The sequence below is a fragment of the Acinetobacter sp. YH12251 genome (assembly GCF_013417465.1).
GTDB classification, from domain to species: domain Bacteria; phylum Pseudomonadota; class Gammaproteobacteria; order Pseudomonadales; family Moraxellaceae; genus Acinetobacter; species Acinetobacter amyesii.
The window spans coordinates 1-22,338 of record NZ_VPDZ01000024.1 but is presented as its reverse complement, the minus strand read 5'-3'; the positions used below and the strand labels follow the sequence as shown (position 1 = coordinate 22,338).

20 protein-coding genes and 3 pseudogenes are annotated in these 22,338 nt (G+C 35.8%); 12 read left to right on the top strand and 11 right to left on the bottom strand.

Annotated features, from left to right (window positions below; all coding sequences use genetic code 11):
* Positions 1-386 precede the first annotated feature (386 nt).
* Positions 387-497, top strand: a pseudogene (locus FTV27_RS16025) (IS5/IS1182 family transposase); the annotation flags it as partial.
* A 163-nt stretch (positions 498-660) separates the two neighbouring features.
* Positions 661-2,259 (top strand): alkaline phosphatase, encoded by a 1,599-nt coding sequence (locus FTV27_RS16020; RefSeq protein ID WP_180036111.1) that lies wholly within the window; start codon positions 661-663, stop codon positions 2,257-2,259.
* A gap of 606 nt (positions 2,260-2,865) precedes the next feature.
* Here the strand turns inward: FTV27_RS16020 and FTV27_RS16015 are convergent.
* From FTV27_RS16015 to FTV27_RS15995, 5 genes are all read right to left on the bottom strand, one after another.
* A complete protein-coding gene (locus FTV27_RS16015; protein ID WP_000934716.1) occupies positions 2,866-4,131 on the bottom strand; it encodes a type II toxin-antitoxin system HipA family toxin in 1,266 nt (421 codons plus the stop codon).
* Complete coding sequence (locus FTV27_RS16010; protein ID WP_000366814.1) at positions 4,131-4,436, bottom strand: helix-turn-helix domain-containing protein; 306 nt, start codon at positions 4,434-4,436, stop codon at positions 4,131-4,133. Before FTV27_RS16010 ends, FTV27_RS16015 begins: the two co-directional genes overlap by 1 nt.
* 920 nt (positions 4,437-5,356) lie before the next feature.
* Complete coding sequence (locus FTV27_RS16005) at positions 5,357-5,614, bottom strand: hypothetical protein (protein WP_004726728.1); 258 nt, start codon at positions 5,612-5,614, stop codon at positions 5,357-5,359.
* A 349-nt stretch (positions 5,615-5,963) separates the two neighbouring features.
* Complete coding sequence (locus FTV27_RS16000; protein WP_179990952.1) at positions 5,964-6,560, bottom strand: putative adenosine monophosphate-protein transferase Fic; 597 nt, start codon at positions 6,558-6,560, stop codon at positions 5,964-5,966.
* Positions 6,561-6,572: 12 nt separating this feature from the next.
* Positions 6,573-6,740 (bottom strand): YhfG family protein, encoded by a 168-nt coding sequence (locus FTV27_RS15995; protein WP_000946583.1) that lies wholly within the window; start codon positions 6,738-6,740, stop codon positions 6,573-6,575.
* Between the two features lie 317 nt (positions 6,741-7,057).
* Between FTV27_RS15995 and FTV27_RS15990 the strand changes: the two genes are divergently transcribed.
* Genes FTV27_RS15990 through FTV27_RS17410 form a run of 4 tightly spaced genes read left to right on the top strand, consistent with a single transcriptional unit; the run spans position 7,058 to position 13,206 of the window.
* Complete coding sequence (locus FTV27_RS15990; protein WP_127800793.1) at positions 7,058-7,507, top strand: hypothetical protein; 450 nt, start codon at positions 7,058-7,060, stop codon at positions 7,505-7,507.
* The gene (locus FTV27_RS15985; RefSeq protein WP_180079277.1) at positions 7,494-9,833 is read left to right on the top strand and encodes a hypothetical protein; all 2,340 of its coding nucleotides are present in this window, start codon (positions 7,494-7,496) and stop codon (positions 9,831-9,833) included. The genes FTV27_RS15990 and FTV27_RS15985 overlap by 14 nt, the downstream gene beginning before the upstream one ends.
* A gap of 4 nt (positions 9,834-9,837) precedes the next feature.
* Complete coding sequence (locus FTV27_RS15980) at positions 9,838-13,038, top strand: site-specific integrase (protein WP_180079276.1); 3,201 nt, start codon at positions 9,838-9,840, stop codon at positions 13,036-13,038.
* 60 nt (positions 13,039-13,098) lie between these two features.
* Complete coding sequence (locus FTV27_RS17410; protein WP_372551473.1) at positions 13,099-13,206, top strand: hypothetical protein; 108 nt, start codon at positions 13,099-13,101, stop codon at positions 13,204-13,206.
* Positions 13,207-13,350: 144 nt separating this feature from the next.
* Here the strand turns inward: FTV27_RS17410 and FTV27_RS15975 are convergent, their stop codons facing one another.
* Positions 13,351-13,569: a hypothetical protein gene (locus tag FTV27_RS15975; RefSeq protein WP_000550047.1), complete on the bottom strand. Its 219-nt coding sequence runs from the start codon at positions 13,567-13,569 to the stop codon at positions 13,351-13,353.
* 30 nt (positions 13,570-13,599) lie between these two features.
* Positions 13,600-14,982: an IS200/IS605 family accessory protein TnpB-related protein gene (locus FTV27_RS15970; RefSeq protein WP_180036109.1), complete on the bottom strand. Its 1,383-nt coding sequence runs from the start codon at positions 14,980-14,982 to the stop codon at positions 13,600-13,602.
* Positions 14,983-15,624: 642 nt separating this feature from the next.
* Here FTV27_RS15970 and FTV27_RS15965 point away from each other — a divergent pair.
* Positions 15,625-16,824 (top strand): integrase arm-type DNA-binding domain-containing protein, encoded by a 1,200-nt coding sequence (locus FTV27_RS15965; protein ID WP_005245164.1) that lies wholly within the window; start codon positions 15,625-15,627, stop codon positions 16,822-16,824.
* 41 nt (positions 16,825-16,865) lie between these two features.
* Here FTV27_RS15965 and FTV27_RS15960 read toward each other — a convergent pair whose 3' ends face one another.
* Positions 16,866-17,279, bottom strand: coding sequence for a Cd(II)/Pb(II)-responsive transcriptional regulator (locus tag FTV27_RS15960; protein ID WP_005245163.1), 414 nt, complete (start codon positions 17,277-17,279; stop codon positions 16,866-16,868).
* A gap of 79 nt (positions 17,280-17,358) precedes the next feature.
* On the opposite strand from FTV27_RS15960, the gene FTV27_RS15955 reads away from it, so the two are divergent.
* Positions 17,359-18,090 (top strand): transglutaminase family protein, encoded by a 732-nt coding sequence (locus FTV27_RS15955; RefSeq protein WP_005245162.1) that lies wholly within the window; start codon positions 17,359-17,361, stop codon positions 18,088-18,090.
* On the top strand, positions 18,077-18,964 hold the full coding sequence (locus FTV27_RS15950) for a cation diffusion facilitator family transporter (protein WP_127800877.1): 888 nt from the start codon (positions 18,077-18,079) through the stop codon (positions 18,962-18,964). Before FTV27_RS15955 ends, FTV27_RS15950 begins: the two co-directional genes overlap by 14 nt.
* A gap of 84 nt (positions 18,965-19,048) precedes the next feature.
* On the opposite strand, the pseudogene FTV27_RS15945 reads toward FTV27_RS15950, so the two are convergent.
* Positions 19,049-19,273 (bottom strand): annotated as a pseudogene (locus FTV27_RS15945) (efflux RND transporter permease subunit); the annotation flags it as partial.
* Between FTV27_RS15945 and FTV27_RS15940 the strand changes: the two are divergent.
* Positions 19,273-19,416: pseudogene (locus FTV27_RS15940) on the top strand (antitoxin HicB); the annotation flags it as partial. The pseudogenes FTV27_RS15945 and FTV27_RS15940 overlap by 1 nt on opposite strands.
* A gap of 252 nt (positions 19,417-19,668) precedes the next feature.
* Here FTV27_RS15940 and FTV27_RS15935 read toward each other — a convergent pair.
* Positions 19,669-19,920, bottom strand: a complete 252-nt coding sequence (locus FTV27_RS15935) for a hypothetical protein (RefSeq protein ID WP_004658363.1) — start codon at positions 19,918-19,920, stop codon at positions 19,669-19,671.
* A 194-nt stretch (positions 19,921-20,114) separates the two neighbouring features.
* Here FTV27_RS15935 and FTV27_RS15930 point away from each other — a divergent pair, with 194 nt between their 5' ends.
* Complete coding sequence (locus FTV27_RS15930; RefSeq protein WP_004658364.1) at positions 20,115-20,336, top strand: helix-turn-helix transcriptional regulator; 222 nt, start codon at positions 20,115-20,117, stop codon at positions 20,334-20,336.
* Between the two features lie 309 nt (positions 20,337-20,645).
* The gene (locus FTV27_RS15925; RefSeq protein WP_038350081.1) at positions 20,646-21,434 is read left to right on the top strand and encodes an aminoglycoside adenylyltransferase domain-containing protein; all 789 of its coding nucleotides are present in this window, start codon (positions 20,646-20,648) and stop codon (positions 21,432-21,434) included.
* Between the two features lie 126 nt (positions 21,435-21,560).
* Here the strand turns inward: FTV27_RS15925 and FTV27_RS15920 are convergent, their stop codons facing one another.
* Positions 21,561-22,019 carry a DUF523 domain-containing protein gene (locus FTV27_RS15920; protein ID WP_077170035.1) on the bottom strand — a complete coding sequence of 153 codons (459 nt, stop codon included), beginning with the start codon at positions 22,017-22,019 and terminating at the stop codon, positions 21,561-21,563.
* Positions 22,020-22,338: the final 319 nt, after the last annotated feature.

Sequence of the window (22,338 nt, the reverse complement as noted above, 5' to 3'; positions counted from 1 at the left end):
ACGCCACTTAAATAAGTTAAGGCGCTAAAGCGATAAAAGCTACATGATGGCCAGTACTGAGCACTGGCGATCTAAGTCAATGCTGCAGTTCTCATCATCATTGGAATAAGTGGACAAATTCCTGACACGGAATACTATAACTGAGGTCACTTAAATGGGATGCATAAGTTATGTAAGTTACGCCACTTAAATAAGTTGAGGTGCTAAAGCGATAAAAGTGGCACTGTTGGAAATATAGATTTAAGTCGATGATTTTTCCTTTAAAAAAAGTACTTAAAGACGGCTTTGTTGCACAAAGCTGTTTGTAAGGTCTGATTCAGCAATATAATTTCCGAATGAAGAAGCCAGCAACTAAAATCTACCGTACAACGAATTGGTCCGCATATAAACTCAGTGCGAGAAACTTTCAGAGCCAAGTGAATGAGATTCATGCTCGTGTGACAGTATTAAATAAATTTACGGATTTAGGCAGACCTCACACCCAAGTTGTCACTTAAGTTTGAGAAGCTTAGGGGAGTTCTACTTTTAAAATCTTTGTGCAACAAAGCCACAGTAAATGTCAACAGACCCTAATTAGTCATAATAATATTTTCATAAATTTGTCATGTAAATTGAATATTTAAAGCGTATTTTTCGACCATCCTAAGATGAGGCGATGCAATGCTTTGGCATAAGAAAAAATTTAATAAAAAATCAATAAGTTTGGCATGCTGTAGTTTGGGCACAGTTATTTTGACGGGCTGCCAAAGTCCTGCTTTAGTTCAATCATCTTCTGCTTCAGTACAACCACTAAAACAGCCCCACCGTGTGGTTTTTTTCTTGGGAGATGGAATGGGTATCACGACACTGACAGCTGCACGAATTTATGCTGTTGGTGAAGATGGCCAACTGCCGATAGATCAACTGCCAGAGTCAGCATTTGTTCGTACTTTCTCAGAAGATGCACAGGTTACAGATAGCGCACCATCGATGGGTGCCTATATGACAGGTGTAAAAATGAAAAATGAAGTGATATCCATGCAGACTGGAACAATTGCAGTAGAACCAAATCAGGCCGGAAATCATCAATGTGGAACCAATCCTCAGAACCAGAATAAGCAAGACACTCAAACTTTACTTGAATTGGCCAAAGCACGAGGTTGGGGTACAGGGGTAGTCACAACAACTCGCATTACGCATGCTACACCAGCATCGACTTATGCCCATATTTGTCATCGTGATGCTGAAAATGACATAGCATCCCAATTAGTACCAAGTTCGCAAGGTGATACCTATCAGCGTTATAACGTCAAATTAAAAGATGGGGTTGATGTGATTCTAGGCGGGGGTAAGCGTCAATTTCTGCCGAAAGATCAAGGGGGAGAACGGATAGACCAACGGAATTTGATCGCAGAAATGCAACAAGCAGGCTATCGAGTGGTCTATGATCAACCTCAACTCTCCCAGATGAAGTTAGGAAAGAATGAAAAATTATTGGGTTTGTTTAATACTAGCCATTTAAATTATGACTTAGATCGAACCAAAAAAAACTTGCCTGAACCTAGCTTAAAGCAAATGACGTTGGCCGCTTTGGACATTCTAACCCAAAATAAAAATGGTTTTTTCCTGATGGTTGAAGGGGGACGTATAGACCATGCTTTACATGACACCAATGCTAAGCGTGCATTACAGGATACAATTGCCCTAAACGAGGCTTTGGATGCAACCATTAAAAAACTTCGACAAAGTGACCCTGAATTAAAAAATACCTTGATTGTGATAACTGCAGATCATGATCACACTCTAATTTTAAATGGCTATGCCAAGCGTACTGGAAAATATGTACAAGGTCAGGAAACCAGTGTACTAGGTTTGGTTAAAAACTATGATCGTGCGGGTTTTGCCAAAGATATTCATGGACAACCTTATCCGATTATTGGTTTTGGTACGGGCAAAAAGCGTCCGACACAAAATCGGATGGATGACCTAGTAATCAATTTGAAAGACAGTGATATCTGTCATCCAGTACAGGGTCCACAACCTAAACAAGGTGAGAAATATAGTTTTACTTATCCTTTGAGTGAAACTGGTTGGTGTACGGGAGCTGCTGCGGATGATTTCCAGCAAGAAGCCGTGATTCAGACAGGTTTTAAAGATAAAGAAACACATGGCGGGGCTGATGTTTTCTTGGAAGCCATAGGGCAGGGAGCAGAGCAATTCTCGGGCAGCTTAGAGAATGTTAAAGTGAACCATCTGATTCGCAAGATCACAGGCTTATAAGTAGAGGGATATCCAATGAATAGTACATTAAAATAACACTAAATATAAAAAAAATGAAAGAATAATTTACTAAGTTATTGTTTTTAAGTTGATCCTTGTTTTATATGGGGGTGATAATAACTTCTGATTACTAGTTTTTACCTTAAATATACCGATTGAAAGATTCATTTAAAGGCTATAAATACATGAGTTTTACAGTTTGGCTAGGTCAGCATGAGTACTTTTCACAAGATTTAAGATCGACCATGAACGTGATTAAGTTATAGGGGATTGATGAAATAGTTTTTATGAATTTCTGGCTTTCTGGGCTGATTTTATCAAATTCATGTCTATGCAAAATTGCGACATATTTCTCGTGCTGGTAGTTATCCAGAGTTTGGTCTGCATCTATCCATAGTGCAGACCTTTTTTTGGTGACAGTTTTTTCTTAGTGATTTTCGATCTGGATGTAGTGATTTCACGTTTGCAGAATATATCTTGGCGGTGATCCATCTAATATTCGTGATTATAAAGAGAGCTAATTCACAGGTTCTACAGATTATGTAGCGACTAACTATATCAAAGTCTATTTGCAGTTGATGGTTGGCGCTTAGTTTATATTTACGCTTAGGTTTCAGTTAAAAAATCAATATTCTGTTGAATCCGTGATTGAATCATCTGTAGGGTAGATTCTCGAATTTGATGGGGATACAGGCGCTGCGCAATTTGACTAAATTGAAGTGCAATTTCACGCATGGTCAAGATGATCTCATCGACTTCTAGAGTAGTCAGATTAGCTTCTGAAGTACCGAGTTTATGTATGTCACTTCGGGAAATATTGAGCGCTTCTCCCATAATGTCCATTTGATGATAACCACCTGGACCCTCGCAGAAGGTCACATCATAGGCTGGAGCCAATTTCCATTGACCATTTTTCTCCATGAGAAATGAAAAGTTCTTAGTATGGTCATCCCGATTATTGAAAAGCACATTAAACACAGCACGTTTAAAAGCATGCAATCTTTCTCGTACATCTTGCGTACACATCAAGGTTGCCCGGAGAAAATTGCGATAGTCTAGGCTACCTGGAACTTTATAGTCTGCTCCTGTATATGCAGCCAAACTCTGCATTGGAATCCGCATACCATTTTGACGATCGAATCGTTTAGAAGCAAAAGCCGTTAAACCATTGGGCAAATTAAAGAAATGGGTATCTGGAGTCTCAATTGCACAAAGTCGCAAACATTCTGCATAGACGGCTTCAATGGCGCAGACTTCAGGATGCTCTTGCTGAGCAGGAAACTTAATCAGCCAGGCTTCATGTTGATCAGAATCTTGAGTCGAAAACTCTAAATTGACAGGATCTCGGTAAACCAACGCTTTTGGTCTGGCACCTTGAGGGGAGCCACCCATGACCAATAAATGCTGTAGAAATTCACCACCTTCACCTTTGAGTACTTCTTGAACTTCCTGGGCCAGTTGTTGTAAAGGGATATTTTCTGAGGTTTGCATGTCAGCAACACAAGGTTCAAAGGAGAGGGCACCCATTGCGTGACTACTAATATAGGTCAGACGCTCCAAAGGTCCAATTCGTGCTGAATTTAAGCCAATTTTTTTGAAATATCGATCCATCAACATCATGCCCCAACCATCTGGTAAAGCGTCATAGACTGGACCTGGGAGTCCCATTTGATGAGTAGGAAAACCTTGTCTGAATGGTAGACCTTTTAAAGGCAGCAAGTAAGAAGAGAGCTCAACACCTTGCTGTATTGCTTCTGGACTATATTCAAAAGCAATGGTGGGTCTACCTGTCGTGGCTGTTGAACTAATCAGCGTTCCCCATAACCATGATTCGTCCCAACCGTTGTAATAAACATTAAGTCTATTGAGCATTATCCCTTCCTCTTAATACGGTGGCGCTTACTTTGACTCTCATAGCGAAGAATGTCATTCACACTGTTAAGCTGAGGTTTAAATAGTTCCTGAAGTTCGTTTAATCGACCCAAGACCATTGCAATACGGACTAAATTTTCAACAGATACATTTCGTCCCGCTTCAAGATTCGAAACTGTATTCACGCCGACACCAGCGCGTGCTGCTACCTCAGCTTGAGACATCTCCAGAAAGAGTCGTTGCTTACGTAAACGCTCACCTAAAAGAGTCACAACTTCTTCTGGTTTAGTGAAATATAAATCCATTAAATTGGGTCTTAAGAATGAATAATTTAATTAAATCACAAAATAATGGAATTAATCTATAGCTATAGTGTGGCTAAGGAGGGCTTTGTTGCACAGCACATCAGAAGGGTAGGTATAGTCCTTGGGTATCGGTTACAGAAAATCATCAGGATGTACTTTGACTGATTGTTGATACGGAGATTTCAGTATTTTCATTTTTCCTAATAGGTCACATTACTTAGAAAGGGTTCTTCGAAAATTAGTTCATACTTTAAAAATCCTATAAATATTGAGGATATTTTCTTAATGCTTTCAATATAGCATGCGGCTATATGTAACTCGAACGGGCTTAATCTGCCTTTCAGTATAAATTTTTTGGGCGTGAGAGGGGAGAGGTGTGAGGGCAAGCAATTTATATCGTGGATACTTCTAAATTACTTATGTAATAGAAGGTGGTAAACATGGATTTAGAGGTAATAACACTAAATATAAAAAAATTGGAAGAATAATTTATTAAATTATTGTTTTTATGTGGTTATTGGTGATGTTATGAATAATAATAACTTTTTTCTTGATGAATTTTACCTAAAAAAATTGATCAGATAATTTTCTTTAAATGTCATGCATACATAAATTTGACAGTTTGAAGGGATCGGTATGTGCATTTTTCACAAGGTTAAAGATCGACCATAAATGTGATAAACGGCAGAGGATCATTGAAAAATGAATGGATTTAAACACTACATGTATGCACGAAAAAAAGTATCGCTGCGGTTCTGCTGACAGGCTGTATTGAGCATTGAATGCAAATGATGTAGTAATTGTCTACAGGCTATAGGACCAGCATGAAGAAGAATGAAATGTAGTTGCCAATTTATAACCTTGGTTGAAAAGCATAGCATTGTTATTCGGAGAAGTGAGGTAAGCCATCCTTCTCTTATTCATTTAAAATGATTCTTACTCAACTGATCTCGACTCATGGGCTGGTTCCAATTAGACGGATAATAACTTCCATCCCCTATCTTTTTCTTACCACATTTCTTGCATTTAATCCCTTCTTTGGAGATTTGATTCAGCATCACTGTTGTCGGTTGAATCAAATCAATGACATAGTTCGTTGGTTCAGGAAAAGCAGAAGAGGCTGCTTTATTGCAAAAGAGAACATTCGGATCAAATGGATTGGATTGCACAAAAGCCATGATACAGCCACAGAGTAATTCACCTGCATGTAATCTGTAACATCCATTCAGGTCATCAGACGAAGATTAATCTGAAATTTAAGCACTAAACACCATAAATCTATGTATGGGCAGACTTTTTTGAGACATATGTTGATAAACATGCGGCAAGTTACATTGCTTAAAAGTCTATCTAAGTTAACGATCTATTCAATTCTGGATAAGTAATCTGAATATTACGATCCTAAATTACCCGAAGAGTATTAAGATTTCTAAGAATCGTGATTGTTGGTTTATTTGGGAAATTAATCAGTGGATTGAAGCAAAGATGATGGCTCATTAAGGATTGTGGGCTTCGACTACTTAAATTTTAGGTATTTTGAATAAAGCATATTTCAAAAATCTTAATTAATGGATTTAAATTACCATAAAAACCTTCAATATTGGCTTGAATCCATTGTTGTTGAGAGTCAATGCGAGACCAATCAATACCATAACCACAATGAGCAATCAGATGCTCAAAGAAAATCCGTTGTGTACGTCCATTACCTTCACGGAATGGGTGTATGACATTAAGCTCACAATACAAGTCGGCAAGTTGAGGAATCAGTTGTTGTGGTGCTAAGCCTTGAAAGTATTTTTTTTCTTGAAGCGGTTTGAGTAGTTTATTGGTTTCAATTTCAATACGGGAAAAATTACAAAAACGGGTGTCACCTTTGGAAATATCGATTTGTCTTAACTTTCCTGCCCAGTCGTATAAGTCGCCAAAGAGCTGCGCATGAATTGATTTTAAGTATTGTAAGTCGTAAGGTGGTTCAGCATATTCAATTAAGTTACTTGCCAATCCAGACAGTTCTAGTTCAGCTTGTTCTAAAATTTGTTCATCACGAATATTGAGTTTGTTCTTTAGGATATTTGTGCCAGGGTAACAATACAGGCTGTCACCCATTTCCCCATATTTATCCATACATGCACCTGACTAAGATTCGGGTTGCGAATACTTCTTATATTTTTGCAAGATTTCAGCTTTACTTTGTTGAGTTGTTTGAGCTGTCGTTGTAATGCCTTCAAGCTTTAGGCTGGCTTGATAGTTTTGCGAACGTGTCGCTTGAATATATTTTCTTTTCTGTTCAGTGGTTCTGAGCATTTCGAAACTCCATTGATGCTACACGTGAAGTAAGTATAGCAGAGAATCTTTTTGATCAATGCTGCATACACAGCATTTCTAAAATGTAATACAACGGTATTGTTTCATGTAATAACAGAAAACTAAAAAAAAGTGGAAGAATTCTTAAAATTTAGACCACCCATGATAAGTAAACCATATGTATTTGTTGATAATTGTAATTTTGAGAAAATTTAGTTGATAAATTAAATGAATTTTAATATACAAAGATATGCTCATTTTTTATATCGATAAAAATGTTAAAATTTGACTATTTAGTAAAAAATATAGAGATATTTATGGGGCAATTTATCATGCCCTTTTGCTTTGAGCGACAAAATGTTCAATTTAAGATAGTAAAAATTAACTCAGAACTACTGAAAATCAAAAAGATTAAACAGAGCCAGAAAGTAGTAGTACAAGCAAAGTTCAAAATAATCTATGTGAAAATTTGGCAAAAAATATTGCTATTAATGCAAACGGAGCCAGGCTTACGTGTGCATTCTAATTATGTTGCAATCTTACAGTTGATACATAATCTTGATGATTTTATCGAAAAATCACAACAACACTTGTGCTTTGAAAGAAAAGCTCAGAAAGAACTGGATGCTAAATTTTTTGCAAGATTTTTTAAGCTAACAAAGAATTCAATAAAGGATCAACTTTTACCAAATCGTTCTGATCACAATGAATTTAAACAATGCAACGTGATAAAAATATTAAGCGAAAATGAATATGCCAAACATTGAAACACAAGAGCAATTCTTAGATTTAGCAGAAAAATATCAACAAGATTATTGTCTATTACGTGATGATATTGTAAATACACAATTTGTCGATCTATCAGATGATTTGTATAAAGATGTCTACGCTCTATACAAATTAGCACAACAAATTTATAGCTATATATCAGGCTCCAGACAGATCGGTAAGTATTCTTTTTTAGCTGCTGTGAGTTTTTTTGCATGTCCAGATTCTAGTAATACACAAGAGCTGTCATCGCAACGTTATTTGATTCTACAAGCGAGTTTTTTAACATATCGGCAGTATCAAGAATTTGCAAAAATTGATAAAGCTGAGAATAAGCAAAAACATGTTTGTGACCTATTACGCTATGTCTCACGATATGTGCTGGATTCTAATCATGCTGAATTATTTCATGAATGTAGTAAGCTGCTAAATTGTTATGTCACGTACGAACGTAATTTGAAAAAAGAGGATCGTAATCAACTTTTTAATATTAAAGATTTCGAACAAGTACAAGTCATAGAGTATTTATCGGCTCTATTAATAATTTTTAAAAGACTAGATGATCGTCGTGTAGTTCATCGTCAGCGTAAGTCAAAAAAAAGCAAAGTTTTGCAATGGCCGACGAAAAATGAACTCAAAAAATTTCGTGAAATTAAAACGGGTAAGCAAGTAGATATTGGACATAACGCAAAGATTAGTATTTATGATGCCGCTCTTCACAAAGATGAAGAGGGTGAAGTTGATCTATTAGATCCTGAAATGGAGTTTTATTCAGAAGATGAAAAGTCTAAAAATTTAAATTATATACTCAGCGATAATGCGACGCATCTAATGCGGCATCGCCAGCGCCGTCATGCTCCTTTTGTTACAAATCCACATTATTTGGCGCCAGATATACTGAAGCAAATTGTTTATGTGTTGAGAACCGAGTTATCCGGGCACTGGAGGGATGCTGCAATCGCTGCAGCATGTTTATTGTCACTTTTGACGGGATTATCACCCGTCGCACTGATGGATTTTAACGAGCTTATTCAAGATGGAATTTTGATCCAGAATGGTTCAAGTAGACGTCGCGAATATTTACTCAAATTAAATCTTAAAATTACAGAGCAGAAGATTAAGAGCTTAAATCATGTGCGGTGGAATGAAGTGATGACACATCAACTACATTTACCTTCTGCTTGGTTTGACTATATAGAACAAGCATCGAATCCACTAATTTCATCAACACACATTAATACGAAACTTAAGAATTGGCTTGATAATCGGTTTGTAGGTTCGATCACTGTAGAAAAACTGCAGGCTCAATTATATTTTCATATATATTATGAAACATATAATGAATATCTTGCTCATGTAATTGCTGGGCGGGATAGTCAGCATCACATGCCTGGTATCTATTATGGCGGGCTACCGAAAACTCAACTCAGTAGCACATATCTAGCCTTTTTAGAAAAAGCACTTACACCACATTCCACACATTTTACTGAAGACACGGCTGAACTAAAAATATTGCAACAACAATTCAAAGTGCAATCTGCATTATCTATAGGAAGGATAGGGAGCCAACTGGCACTTGAATCCAATTTTGTGAAAGAGCAATTCCATATTTTACATAGACATTGTCACGAAAACATCCAAGAAGATAAGCACATTATTAATCAACTTAATGCATATGCGTGTTGGATGTGGCATATCAGTTTGTTGAGTTTGGCAAGTCGGCCTAAAAAAAACCTGTTGGGGAATTTGGATGATTATTGTGTTGAGCTCAAGCTTTTATATGTGAATGATAAAAAAAATAGTAAAGCAAGAAAAGATGGTCGTTTTATCCCTTTATCTGATTTTTTCATAAAAACACTGCAAAATTACACTGCCTTTTTAGAACAAATTATTGAAGCGTACGGTTCATTTTTTAGACAAGTCTTTGCAAAGAAGAAGATAACTGTAAATGATCTTTTTGGTAAGGTCATTTTTAGTAAAGATATCTTGCCGATAACTGTCAAAGAATGGCAGAGCAGGAAAATTAAGTTAATCCCTTTATCGAGAAAATGGGTGAATTCATATATGCAAGGAGTCTTTCCAAAGAATATGTATTCGAATTGGTTACGTCATTTTGACATGAACTTTTTGATGCATGAGCAGCAAGAGGGTAAACCAGCATTAGCTTTTCACTTAATTCAGGCCCTGTATGGTCATGACCAACGTGACCGAGAGGCTTTTCATCCGCATTCTTCACTTATCCCGAATGTCTATGTACAGCAAGCCCGCCAGCAATTGCAAGATAATGTCAAATCTTTATCGATTAAACACTTAGAGCGAAAATAGTTGTATGCAAAAAATCAAAGAACTAATAAAACCACAACTAGATGATCTATTTGTTGATATTCATAAAATGGTGAAAAAGTCGCTAGATAGACAGCCTTCTCCACCTGAAGTATTGACGAAAGAAATGCAGCAAAAACTTGATCAGCAGATCGCTGAAAAATGGCATGACATTAAAGATAGTGTTGATTGTTTGAGTCAAAAGTTGAGCCGAGACGAACAATCAAAACTGATGCAATTTACTGAAGATGAATTTAATAAAAGAAGGAAGCAATTCAACCAGAATGTAGATAAAAAATCATACAGAATTAAGCTAAATCCACATACTAAACGGATCGTACTGCCTAGAAAAATTGAGAGTACAGAGTCACGGTTAGAACAGGGGCATCTACATATCCATGTACTTAAGGAATTAAGGCAGTATTGGCAAGATTCATTTGAATATTGGAATGAACCAAAGTACTTATGGGGAAATTTATGCTTAAGTTTTATATATATTTCAGGCTGTGCAGATGAACAGCATTTGATTGCTATTCAGAAGCAATTGCAGGAGGCCATTGAGCTTGGTACAGATCTGAATTGTTTTCGGTTATACCATTCGGACTACAAAAAAATCACTAATCCATTGTTACTACATTATCGTGTTGAAAACTCTCAATATGGCAACGATGTAGAACAGGGAAAGTTGTACCAATGGAAACATGTTTTTTTTAACCCATATGCGCAGTTCATTTTGCAATATTTAAAAAAGTTGAAAGCTGCTCAGAAAGAATTTTGTCTGCAACATTCAGTTGAAGATTGTATTTTAGAAAGCTTGAGTAAGATAGGCAGGAAAAAAAGTCTTGGGGATCTGCAATATCAAATTAAACGCCGTGGATTTCGTGCATTTAATGATGTGCAAATGGTACTCGAATTTAATCCAAAGCTCAGCATAGATATATTTTTGAGTAATGTGCTTCAGCAAGAGATTAATACTGTTGCTTTAAGGCCATCCGAATTTAGATTGCTGTGGAATAATGATTACAATCAAGTCACAGAACCAGATAATCGCCCTATTCATTTTGAACAAGAGCAGTTACTTCCTGAAGTTCCGACTGTTCAAAGCAAATTACAAACGATTCCGTATGAGTTGATGTTGTTTGGTCAAAAGAAACGTAAAGGTCAAAAAGTTGAGCGTTTAGATAAAAAGAGGAATAAAGAAGAACGCACGCTACGTTTTTGGCAAGAAACTAGAAGGGTGTTAGAGGAGAAGATAGTTGATGCTAATACGGAGGAAAAGTCTTTAATTGATGCTCAACTACGCTTAATTCACTGGTTAATGCATTTAAAAAAACGAGGGCTTCAATTATCAACTATTGAAAGCTACTTAGGATCGTTTGGCAAAGAATTTATATTTGAGATTTGGCTCAATAAATTAGATTTAAAGCAACAATCCATAGATGACTATGAGGATTTATATCGGCAGCTATTGAAATACAGCAGTGAACGTGATGAAAAAGCAGTTCAACGAGATTCGGTGAAAGGAAAAACCTCTCGTAAGATGCACCAAAGCGCAGAATACCGTTTTGGTCGCCTAAAAGATTTTCATCAATTCTGTATAGAGAATTATGATGCTCCAGGGGTATTGGTGTTACAGAATTCAAGTTTTAAGCATTTACAAATTTGCAATGCACGGCTAGTGAGTCCTTTGCTATTTGGCAAATTATTGGAAAAACTAGAAAATTTAAGTCAAGAGCCAACGGCATCAGAGTGGGTCGATCATCTGAGTTGTTTAAAGCTGATGTATTTACTAAGTTATAGAACTGGACTTCGATTAAATGAAGTTCGTTGTCTTAAAATACAAGATATTATTTGCCCAGAGCTACTTTATAAAGAAAAAGAAAATACAGTTTTTAATAATATCACGCTTCATATCCAAGACAATTCATATCGCCGTCTGAAAACGCGAAGTGCGAATCGTCAAATACCATTGAAAATTGCATTGTCAGAACATGAGTTTTTAGTAGTACAACGTTACATACAACATCGTTATGAGCAATATTTGGTTAATCAGCAGGATGATCTACTTTTTAGTGTGAATCATCGTGTATTAACTGATCAATGTATCAGCAAAATTACAGTAGATTTGTTTAGTCAAATATTAGGTATGCATCATGGCTTTAGTTTTCATACATTACGCCACAGTGCTGCTAACTATCTAGCAATAACTTTGCTCGGTTCAAAAGAAATGATCAAGACCTACACAGATTGTCCTTGGGTAAAAGCAAAAAAGATGAGGGATTTATTGTTTGGTATGAAAGCACGTGCTCAAGAAGAGATTATTCAACATAAATGGCAGGTGCTCGCCTCTTGGATGGGGCATAGCAGTATTGAGCAAACGGCTTCAAATTACCTTCATGTTTTGGATTTATTAGCAGTCGATCGAATTTATAATTCGCCGTGTATCATTTCAAAAAAAGTATTAGAACAGTGTTTTAGTCCAGTGAAGTCAAGTACAGACTACATAAACCTAAATCGTTATACTCAGCAGCAGAAATGGTTTAATTCTTATCAGCAAACACAGCCAGTTACGATGGCTGGCCGACAAGAAAAGAAGTTTAGTATAGAGAAGAGTACTCTGACACCTTTTCAACGTTTGATAAGTTTTAGAGAAGGTCGATTAAGCGAAGATACCCAAGCTCAAGAATGGATGCAACGATGTCAATGGATGAGCACTAAATGGATGGATCGCCAAAAATTTAATTTAAAAACGAATTATGTTTATAGTAAGAATTTAGAAGAGAGTTGGTTTGATGAACTTTACGAAAAGGCTAAAAAACTGACTCGTCCAGATGAAATAATTCCTCTCCTTGATTTTCATTATAAAGATGATAGGCAGCAAGATGCACTGAAAGAAAAGAACATGGTTAAGGCGCTTAAAATATTATTATTATTTGGAAAACTGCGTAAGAATTTTCTACATTTTCAATGCCGAATGAAAGGTGATGAGCAACAAATTGTTAATTTTATTACTGGTATAGAGCCAATGTTAGGAGATCATCTGTATTTAGAAAAACAAAACTACCCAGTTAATTTGGATGCTCCTGAGCGAACCGTTAAATTTAGTTTTCAAAGAGTTGTCGGCTCTAACAAAAAAAATGTTACTCCGCTGGTTATATTTAATTTAATGTTAAAAATGATGCAAAAAGATGAACTCTGGATCAAATAGCCTAAGCATGTTAAAGGGGAATTGTTTAGAAATTTCCCTGTTTATAAGTAAACTGCCTTTATGAAAAGCACCATGCTGACTTGGATTAATAAGCGGAATGTAGTATCACAGTTTGATCGCTGGATTTACGAAAATGGTGTGAAGATTAGCGGTATGGTAAATCGATGAGCTAAAGTGTTGTAGTCCAAACTCGATCTGACAATTACCCATTTTTTAGTGTGCCCGTCAGGTTAAATTTGAACTGAATTTTTCTCAGCCCAAATTCATTTCCAATCAAGTTATGTTTCAAGTGGCGTGCGAACACTGCACAATTTAATTCACGGTGCCTAAGACAGGTATCAACTTCGGACCAGCCATTCTAGCTTTGCTAATGATTTCCACCAGCTCATCATAAGTCAGTTCAAACTTATCCTCACTATCAAATACATAGACCATATTCTTGCCTTCATGTTCAGGTGGAGTAGGTGGTACAAATCGTTTCGGGATAAGAATTTGTGCGAGTTGTTCGTCAGTTAATTTAAATAAGTGCATGTTTTTATCCTACTGTTCCTTAAAATGTATTCAAACATACTCAAGGACTAATTCGCACTCTGTTAATGTCTTGTTGCCAAGCGTGTAACTAGAGCCTGAGTCGGTCAGTTCCGACTTGTAGCGGTCAGTCCGTTCTTGCAATATACGCTTTACAGTTTTGTAAGGCGTATAACGACTTATCTCATTGTCGTTTAATCTTGCAAGCACGTTTCTCGCAGCATTCCAATCAGCTTGCACAACTTCCCCATTGAAACGGTGAAAACGATCTCCCTTACGTGTACCTATTAAAAGGCCATGCAAGAAAGAATCACTTTGCGAAGTATATGCAGAATTGACTAGATGCACCGTAGAACCTCTACGGTGAGATATAGAAGTTAGGGCATTAGCTAACAAACCTTTAGCCCATGTATTTAAGCGTCTATTGGTGTTTTTGCCATAGTTGCGTTTACTTTGAATTGGGGATGTTAAATCTTCCGCAACAATCACTTTGGCTTTATCAACCAACTTGTGAGTTGCTGTAAATATTAATGTTTTGAGCTTTGCTTTTTGAGTATCTTGTCGCTTATCTAGTTTTTTTCGACCTAGATTATTTAACTCAATTTTCTGTTTCTTGTGCGGTTTGGCTTTAGAAATCGCTCTGAGCTTATTTCTACGTTTGTACTTTTGATTTAGGTAGTCTGATTCACTTGAGATCAATTTACCTAAACCATTGCCATATACTTCACCATCAGAATCCACAAAGGCTTCTGAATAACCTTTATCAACACCTACGGTTTCCTGACCACAATCCTGTGTTTCAACTGCATCATAAGTTGAGTGAACTTCAACATTACCGTTTTTTAGAATGATTCTAAGTGTGCCTTGTGGCGCAAAATCAACAGTGGTGTTTAGTGGAATTTTAATGGTTTGTCGAGGGACTAGACTCGGCACTTTAAGCCAACATTGACCATTTAACTCAAAAGTTTTACACATATCCGCACGAACAATAATTTGATTATGTGTGTGATTAACACCATGCTTAAAGTGATTACGCATTTGACGATGGAGGAAATTATCAGTCATCCATTCATCTTTTTTAAGCAAGGTGTATAGTCTTTTTTGTTCATTATTACAGGAGGTGCGTTTTCGGATCGCCTGCTTTACTTTGTCTTTTGATGCTTCTCGATAGGCTTTAATATCACCTATGCAATCACGTAGCGTTTCTTTCCACGCATTTGCAGAAACACCAAAGTCACGACTTTCTTTCATCCACGCATCACGAATAGCTCTGTCACTGATATTCAAACCTGAAATAGCACCATATTTAGCCCACACCTCGCTACGAATACGATCAAGTAAAACAGCTTGTTTCTCAAGCTGTTTGTACTTTTGCACATTCAAGTTTTTACAATGGTGGATGCGTGTTAATTTCACAAAGTCATGCCTAGGTTAAGGGATTGGATAATCAATAGATATGGATGCTAATATACCAAGACACTCACCTAAAATACAAAAGATAATCATTTAAATCTCTAATAAATACCCACCTTGCCACTACTGAATCGACATAGACAAAATGAGAACTTATGCAAATATTTGTCTATATTTTTAGTTATAGTTAATTACTCTCGTAAAACAGCTGACGAAGTCCGAGATAGAATCATTGCGTCAAAACAAACGTGATGCTTATGCACTTATGATGAAAATGAATTAATTATTATTTAATTAAGTTAAAAGACTGCTATATAGCGGTCTTTTTTGTTTTTGAGCTCTACAAATTTTAATGAGTACATATAGTTACTTTTATAAAAATGATAATAAAGGGTAGAGGAGGTCATCTAAGAATTTAAAGCACAAGACTTATTTAACATTGATGACAGAAAAAGTGAGTTGTTGGGAACTTAAAGAAGAGGTGGTACTTATAATGGTTACTAAAATACAAATACTTAAAATATTAAATATATAAAACAATATATTACAAATATATATGATGCGTAGTGTACGCATCATACATAAAGCGTTCTATTTTGATATAATTGATCCAATCAACCCATTGTTAGGTTTCATTTAAATTCCATGAGTCTTACTGAAATTAAAGTTCGCCAAGCTCATTGTAAGGAAAAAACCAGTTTTTTATCCGATGAAGATGGGCTTAGCCTGAAGATTGAGCCGAGTGGAAGAAAATCTTGGTGCTATCGCTATACAGATCCACAAACTAAAAAACGTCGACGCATTCAGTTAGGTCGTTATCCTGATTTATCGCTGAAAAAGGCACGACAAGTCAGAGATGACTTTAAAGACAATGATTTCTGTTTTGAACAAGATACTGCCTCTAATGTCATCACCTTTGGTAAGGTCGGGGAGGAGTGGTTACAGTTCAAACTGAAAAATGCCTTCAACGATCTACCCCGCTGTGGTGTACTACAGTTAGCAGAAAGATGCTTACAGCAAGATATTTATCCAGACCTTCAGGATCTACCTTTTCAAAACATCAAGCGTTATGACCTGGTTTCAGTAATCAAAAAAATAGAGGGACGCCAAGTAAAAGAACCTGTCAAGAAAGCTTGTAGTTATTTGAACCAAATTTATGACTACGCTGTAGCGATGGGTTATTGTGAATTCAACATCGCGCATGGTTTAAATAAAATCGCCATTAACAGTAAAATCAAGAAAAATTATCCGTATTTGAAAGCGGAGGATATATCTGATTTTAAGTATAAATTACAAAAATTGGATGCCCATCCGATTATTAAAAAAGCACTGCTGTTCAAATTACATACTGGCGTGCGAGGGGCTGAATTGTTATTGGCTGAGCCTCATCATTTTGATTTAAATGAAAAAGTCTGGAAAATACCTGCCTTGCATATTAAACAGTTTCGACGAAAAGTCATATTAGGCCATGAGATTCCCGACTTCTTAGTTCCACTTTCAGATCAGGCTTTAGATATTTTAAAAGACGTCATGCAATGGTCATACGGTGAAAAGTACATTTTTGCTAGCCCACGGAAACATAATCAACCGATTCATTTTAATACATTAAATATGGCTATACGTAAGATGGGCTATGGAAAACATCAATTATCCTCTCATGGACTACGTTCCACTTTTAGTACCATTTTGAATGACTCAGGTTTGTTCCAGGATAACTGGATTGAGGCACAACTTTCACATATTGATAAGAACCGTACCCGTGCCAGCTATAATCACGCTGACTATTTAGCCCAGCGGACTGAAATGATGCAGTGGTGGGGTGATTATTTAAGTACTGCTAAGTGAAAATCGTACTTTTATACATAGACTTAAAACATTATGGGGTTTCAAATGGATAGTAAACAATATACTTGCCGTGTTACATGGTCAGCAGAATATAATGAGTATGTTGGGTTGTTCGAACCACAAGCACTAGCCATTTGTTGTAATTCAGCTTTAAGCGCCCTTAATTCTTTCATGCGTTTATTCACTAGTGCAAGTTGCTGATCAATTAATGCATTAACGCTAGAGCAGCTTTCTTCTGGCTTATTTTTTAATTCGATAAGACGTTTAATATCATTGAGTGATATATCTAGGCTGCGACAATGCTTTACGAATTCCAATTGTTTAAGTGCTTTGCTATCATACAGCCTGAAATTACCTTCTGAACGATTTGGATTTAACAGTAATCCTTCTCTTTCATAATATCTAATCGTTTGTATTGAACAGCCCGATTTTTTTGACAATTCGCCTATTTTCATCAATTTCCCCCAGACATTTGACTCTATAGTTACTATAGAGTCTATAGTATAAGTATGCAACGAAAAGGATATATAAAAAATGACTGAGAAATATTTAAACAATACGAATATCGTTAATTTTGAACACAAAGATATCCAATCCTTGATCGATCAACGTAGGTGGAAAAACTTGGATAACTTCAACAAAATTGGTGCCGCTTATCAGTTTGTAAAAGATGAGATTTTCTTTGGTTATAATGAAAGCGATGATATTGCAGCAAGCGATGTGCTAGCAGATGGTTATGGACAATGTAATACTAAGGGTAATCTGTTAATGGCACTATTGCGTGGACTAGGCATTCAATGCCGATTTCATGGGTTTACCATAGACCAGCAACTACAAAAAGGTGCTATCCCAAGCTATGTATTTTGGTTAGCACCTAAATACATCATTCATAGTTGGGTAGAAGTTTACTTTGAAGGGCGTTGGATAAACTTAGAGGGCTTTATATTGGATGAGCAATACTTAAGCTCTCTACAGGAGAAATTTGACCAAGTAAAAGATGATTTTTGTGGTTATGGTGTTGCAACAAAGTGCTTTTCATCACCAGATACAGATTGGCGTGGAGAAAATACCTATATTCAAAAAGAAGGTATTCATGATGACTTTGGGCTTTATGATTCCCCTGATGAGTTCTATCTCGAAAAAGGGACTAACTTGTCGGGGTTCAAACGCTGGATATATCAACGCTTGATACGTCACTTGATTAATATGAATGTATCAAAACTAAGAAATAGAAAAGTACTAGAGGTACAAAATGCACAACCATAATCATAGTCATCAACATGGTAAAGATGACCGTATTGGTTGGGCATTTTTCCTTAATGTGACATTCACTATTATCGAATTTATAGGTGGTTGGCTCACTAACAGTACGGCGATAATGGCAGATGCAGTTCACGATCTTGGTGATAGTCTTTCAATAGGTTTTGCGTGGATTTTAAGTCGTTTTTCAGATAAAGAAGCATCAGATAAGTTTAGTTATGGTTATCGTAGACTTACTCTCTTTGGCGCATTGATAAACAGTATTGTTTTAATCATTGGCTCAATTTGGATTTTATTTGAAGCAATTCCAAAGCTGTCCAATCCTGAAATGCCTGTAGTCGAGGGGATGTTAGGGCTAGCGATACTCGGCGTTGCCGTTAACGGATATGCTGTATTAAAATTAAAAGCGGGTGAAACATTAAATGAGAAAGTGCTGACATGGCACCTTCTTGAAGATGTACTTGGATGGGTTGCCGTTCTTATAGTCTCTATCGTACTGTTGTTCGCTGAACTGCCGATATTAGATCCCCTTTTATCAATAGGGTTCACGCTGTTCATCTTGTTTAATGTTTTCAAAAACCTGAAATCAACACTCGTTTTATTTCTTCAAGCTGCACCCGATAAAGAGACTCAAAAGCGTATTAAACTATCACTAATGGAATTTCCTGAAGTTAATGGTATCCACCACATGCACTTTTGGTCACTAGATGGTGAAAGTCACGTTTTAACAGCGCACCTTGAGCTGAGTGACAACTTTGACGTTAAAGAATTAATTAGGCTTAAACAAGAAGTTGCAGCTAAATTATCTTCCTATCATTTATCGCATACAACGATAGAGTTTGAGTTTTTAAATGAAAATTGTCGGGATGAAGCGCAGTAAGCTTTATCAATAAAATGTTGGGCATACAATATTAAAAGCAGCTTAATTAGGCATAACCTAGTAATTAAGCTGCTTTTTTTGATTTTAAATTTCGTCGGATTGCTGTTTGCTACTCTCAGAGCCATGCGCCCATTGATATAAAATAGGCAATACAAACAAAGTTAAAATTGTAGAAGATACAATACCGCCGATAACAACTGTTGCTAGTGGTCGTTGTACTTCTGCACCAATTCCAGTGTTTAACGCCATTGGAATAAAACCTAAACTTGCGACCAGTGCCGTCATTAAAATAGGTCTTAAACGAATGATGTGCTGAGTTTCCATCATTGTCTTGGCTTGATGCGGATCAGTCTAAAGCATTCTCAGGAATAGAGGAGCTCGTTGCTGATGTTGTCGCTGATATGATTAGCAATAATGAAAAAGTTCCTACACCACTCTCCGGGAAAATATAGTAGGCAGTTTGTTGTCCTTGTTCTCAGTGGTTCAACAAAAACTAGCCCTCGAAGCCGCAGAACGTGGCGTGGACATAAATTGTTTAGTATCAGTAAAAAGAGCGATGTAATTTTAGTACGAGTGAGTGATAGAGCAGGAACCTATGCTTCATATATTCAGTAAATGGTATGTTTTTGAATTAATAGGTATTTTTAAATAAAGCTTTCTTTGATTTAGTGCTTTTTATTTAATAAATTAATTTTAAAAACAACTTAGGCTAATTGATAAACACTATCTGGAAAGATTAAAAGAAAATATTTTTTAATTTCTGCTAATTCATTTAAGGCAGGTTCCCTTTCAAGCAGTTGAAATGTCCAAATAAGTACAGCCTGATGATTATCATAGCAAGTATTTACTCCAAGAAAATTAGCCATTCCATAACTTCTATTGATGTTCATTTCTTTAATTAATTGATTTCCTAAGTCACGAGCTTGCTGGCTGATCAATAACTCATTTGGTAACACGGCGGTCATCTCCACAAAATAATCTAATGCAGGTTCAATCCTTATATTTAAAAAGTTATAATTTAGTTGAAATGGATAAAATATACTTTCTATAAGTTGTAATAACCTGCTGTAGGTTAATTTTAGCAAAGTATTACTCAGTCAACAACTTCAAATAACCCACAGCAAGTTATTTTTTGTAAATTAATTTAAATATGATTACTTGTAAGTTATCTAGCCTCATGGGCGATAGAAAAATTTTAAAATTAAGTGAAGTGGTGCATGCAACAGGTATCAATCGCAACACGCTCACAAGTATGTATTATGACCGTGCTGTACGTATTGAATTACCAGTCGCCGATAAGTTGTGTAAGTACTTTAACTGTACGATGAATGATTTGTTTGAGTTTAAGGAAGAAGTTGAAGAAAAAGATTAACTTAATACTTCGTTTGATAAGTTTTTCGAAGAAAAAGACTAGCCAATACTTAGTTTGATAAGTTTTTCTCTGCAGATCTAATATTGAATTTTATAAAATATCATTACAAACAGAGGAGGAAATGACTCTTACTATTCAGATGTTGTTTCAAGCTTTTTTTGATTGATAGAGTTTTATGTATTAAACTCTATATTGAAAGTAAATATATTGTAAAAATAGTATGTTATTTACTAATTGATTAAATTATTTACACTTATTCTGTATAATGCTCTATGAATTCATTACTTATTTTTTTAAATTAAAAATCATATGCAAAGCTTAAATGATGAAGAGTGTCGCCAAGTTGAAAGTGTAAAACAGCTTTTACAAAAAAATTTTAAAGATAAGCTTTATGCTATTTATTTATATGGTTCGTATGTTGATGGTGGTTTAAAACATAAAAGTGATCTTGATATTTTAGTTATTATTGAACGTGAAATTACCGATCAGGAAAGAAAACAATTAGCGCAGAATTTTCTAAATATATCTGTTCCGATTGGTCATGCTACAGCGCGTGCCTTAGAAATTACGATATTAGAAAAAGGGAGTATTACCAATAAAAATCATCCATATACATATCAGCTACAATATGGCGAGTGGTTGAGAGAAGAATTACTCAAAGGTGAATTACTTTATAGTCAATCTGATCCAGATATTAGTATTTTACTTAAAACTGCCCAATTACATAACATTACTATCTTTGGACCTGATATTTGCGATTGGTTAAATCCAATTAGCTATGAACAATTAATATTTGCCATGCAAAAAACTTATCCACAAATTATTGCTCATTGGAAAGACGATCAGGATGAATGTAATCAAATTTTAGCGCTATGCCGTATAGCTTATACATTAGATCATAAAACAATAGTTGCCAAGGATGTTGCTGCGACATGGTTTTTAGAATTCTTAAGTCAGATAGATCAAGACATTTTGCAACTCATAATAGATGAATATATTGGGCAAGGTCATGAGCAATGTTGGTTAGTTTTACATGATCAGCTTGCTAAAATTGTTAAAGAATTACAGCATAAAATTGAACCACTACTTTTTAACTGATGTGGAAGTAATGGATATGCTTCTTAGATTATTACCTCACTATATCTCTAAATACCGAAGAGACTTGATATTGCAAAGGGGGGCGTGGTTGGAGTTGCATGAAGATTTTAAATAAAAGCGGAGGAACTAGGGTAAAAGTTGCCAAAAAGTTTCTTCTGAAATGACTTTTATATTATGACGTTTAAGCAAAGCGGAGGTAACTCCATTGCCATAGATCTTATTCCCATTAAATTGACCATCGTAAATCATTGAACTACCACATGAAGGGCTATTTTCTTTAAGCACTACCAGAGTAGCTTTTAATAATTGAACTTTTTTTAAAGTTCTATATGCCCCTTCAATATAGATTGAAGTCACATCCTTTCCTGATTTTTCAATTACACAGGCTTTTCCATCTAAGACATCATCGCCATTACCTCCCGAAATCTCGGCAGGTTCGCGTGGTGTTGATAAACCGCCAAGAATCTCTGGACATACCATAGTAGCTTTTCCATCTTTGACTAATTTTTCGATTTTTTCGTTTAAGCTATGCGTCCCGTTATAACGTACCTTTAAGCCAGCCAGACAAGAACTTACTAAAATCATATTTCCTCTATGAAAAAGATATGTATCGATTTGCTATTTAGCCAGTACCTATTATTTTTTAAAATTAATAGGTTAGTGCTATGGATAAAACAAGAATTTAAATATGATCAATGCAAAGTGAGTTATTTTTTTTCTAACCCACAAAGCTTATAGATTAGTTTGATCCTTTTTGTTTAGAAAATTTATCAACAGTGATGTGTGCTGAATTAGCAGGAGACTTTCACTTGGGAGATTCTAGGCAGCTAACCGATAAAAGTCTTCTGCCATTTGATTTGGTGTCTTAAAATCCAAGCCTTTTTGAATTCTTCGCTGATTATAA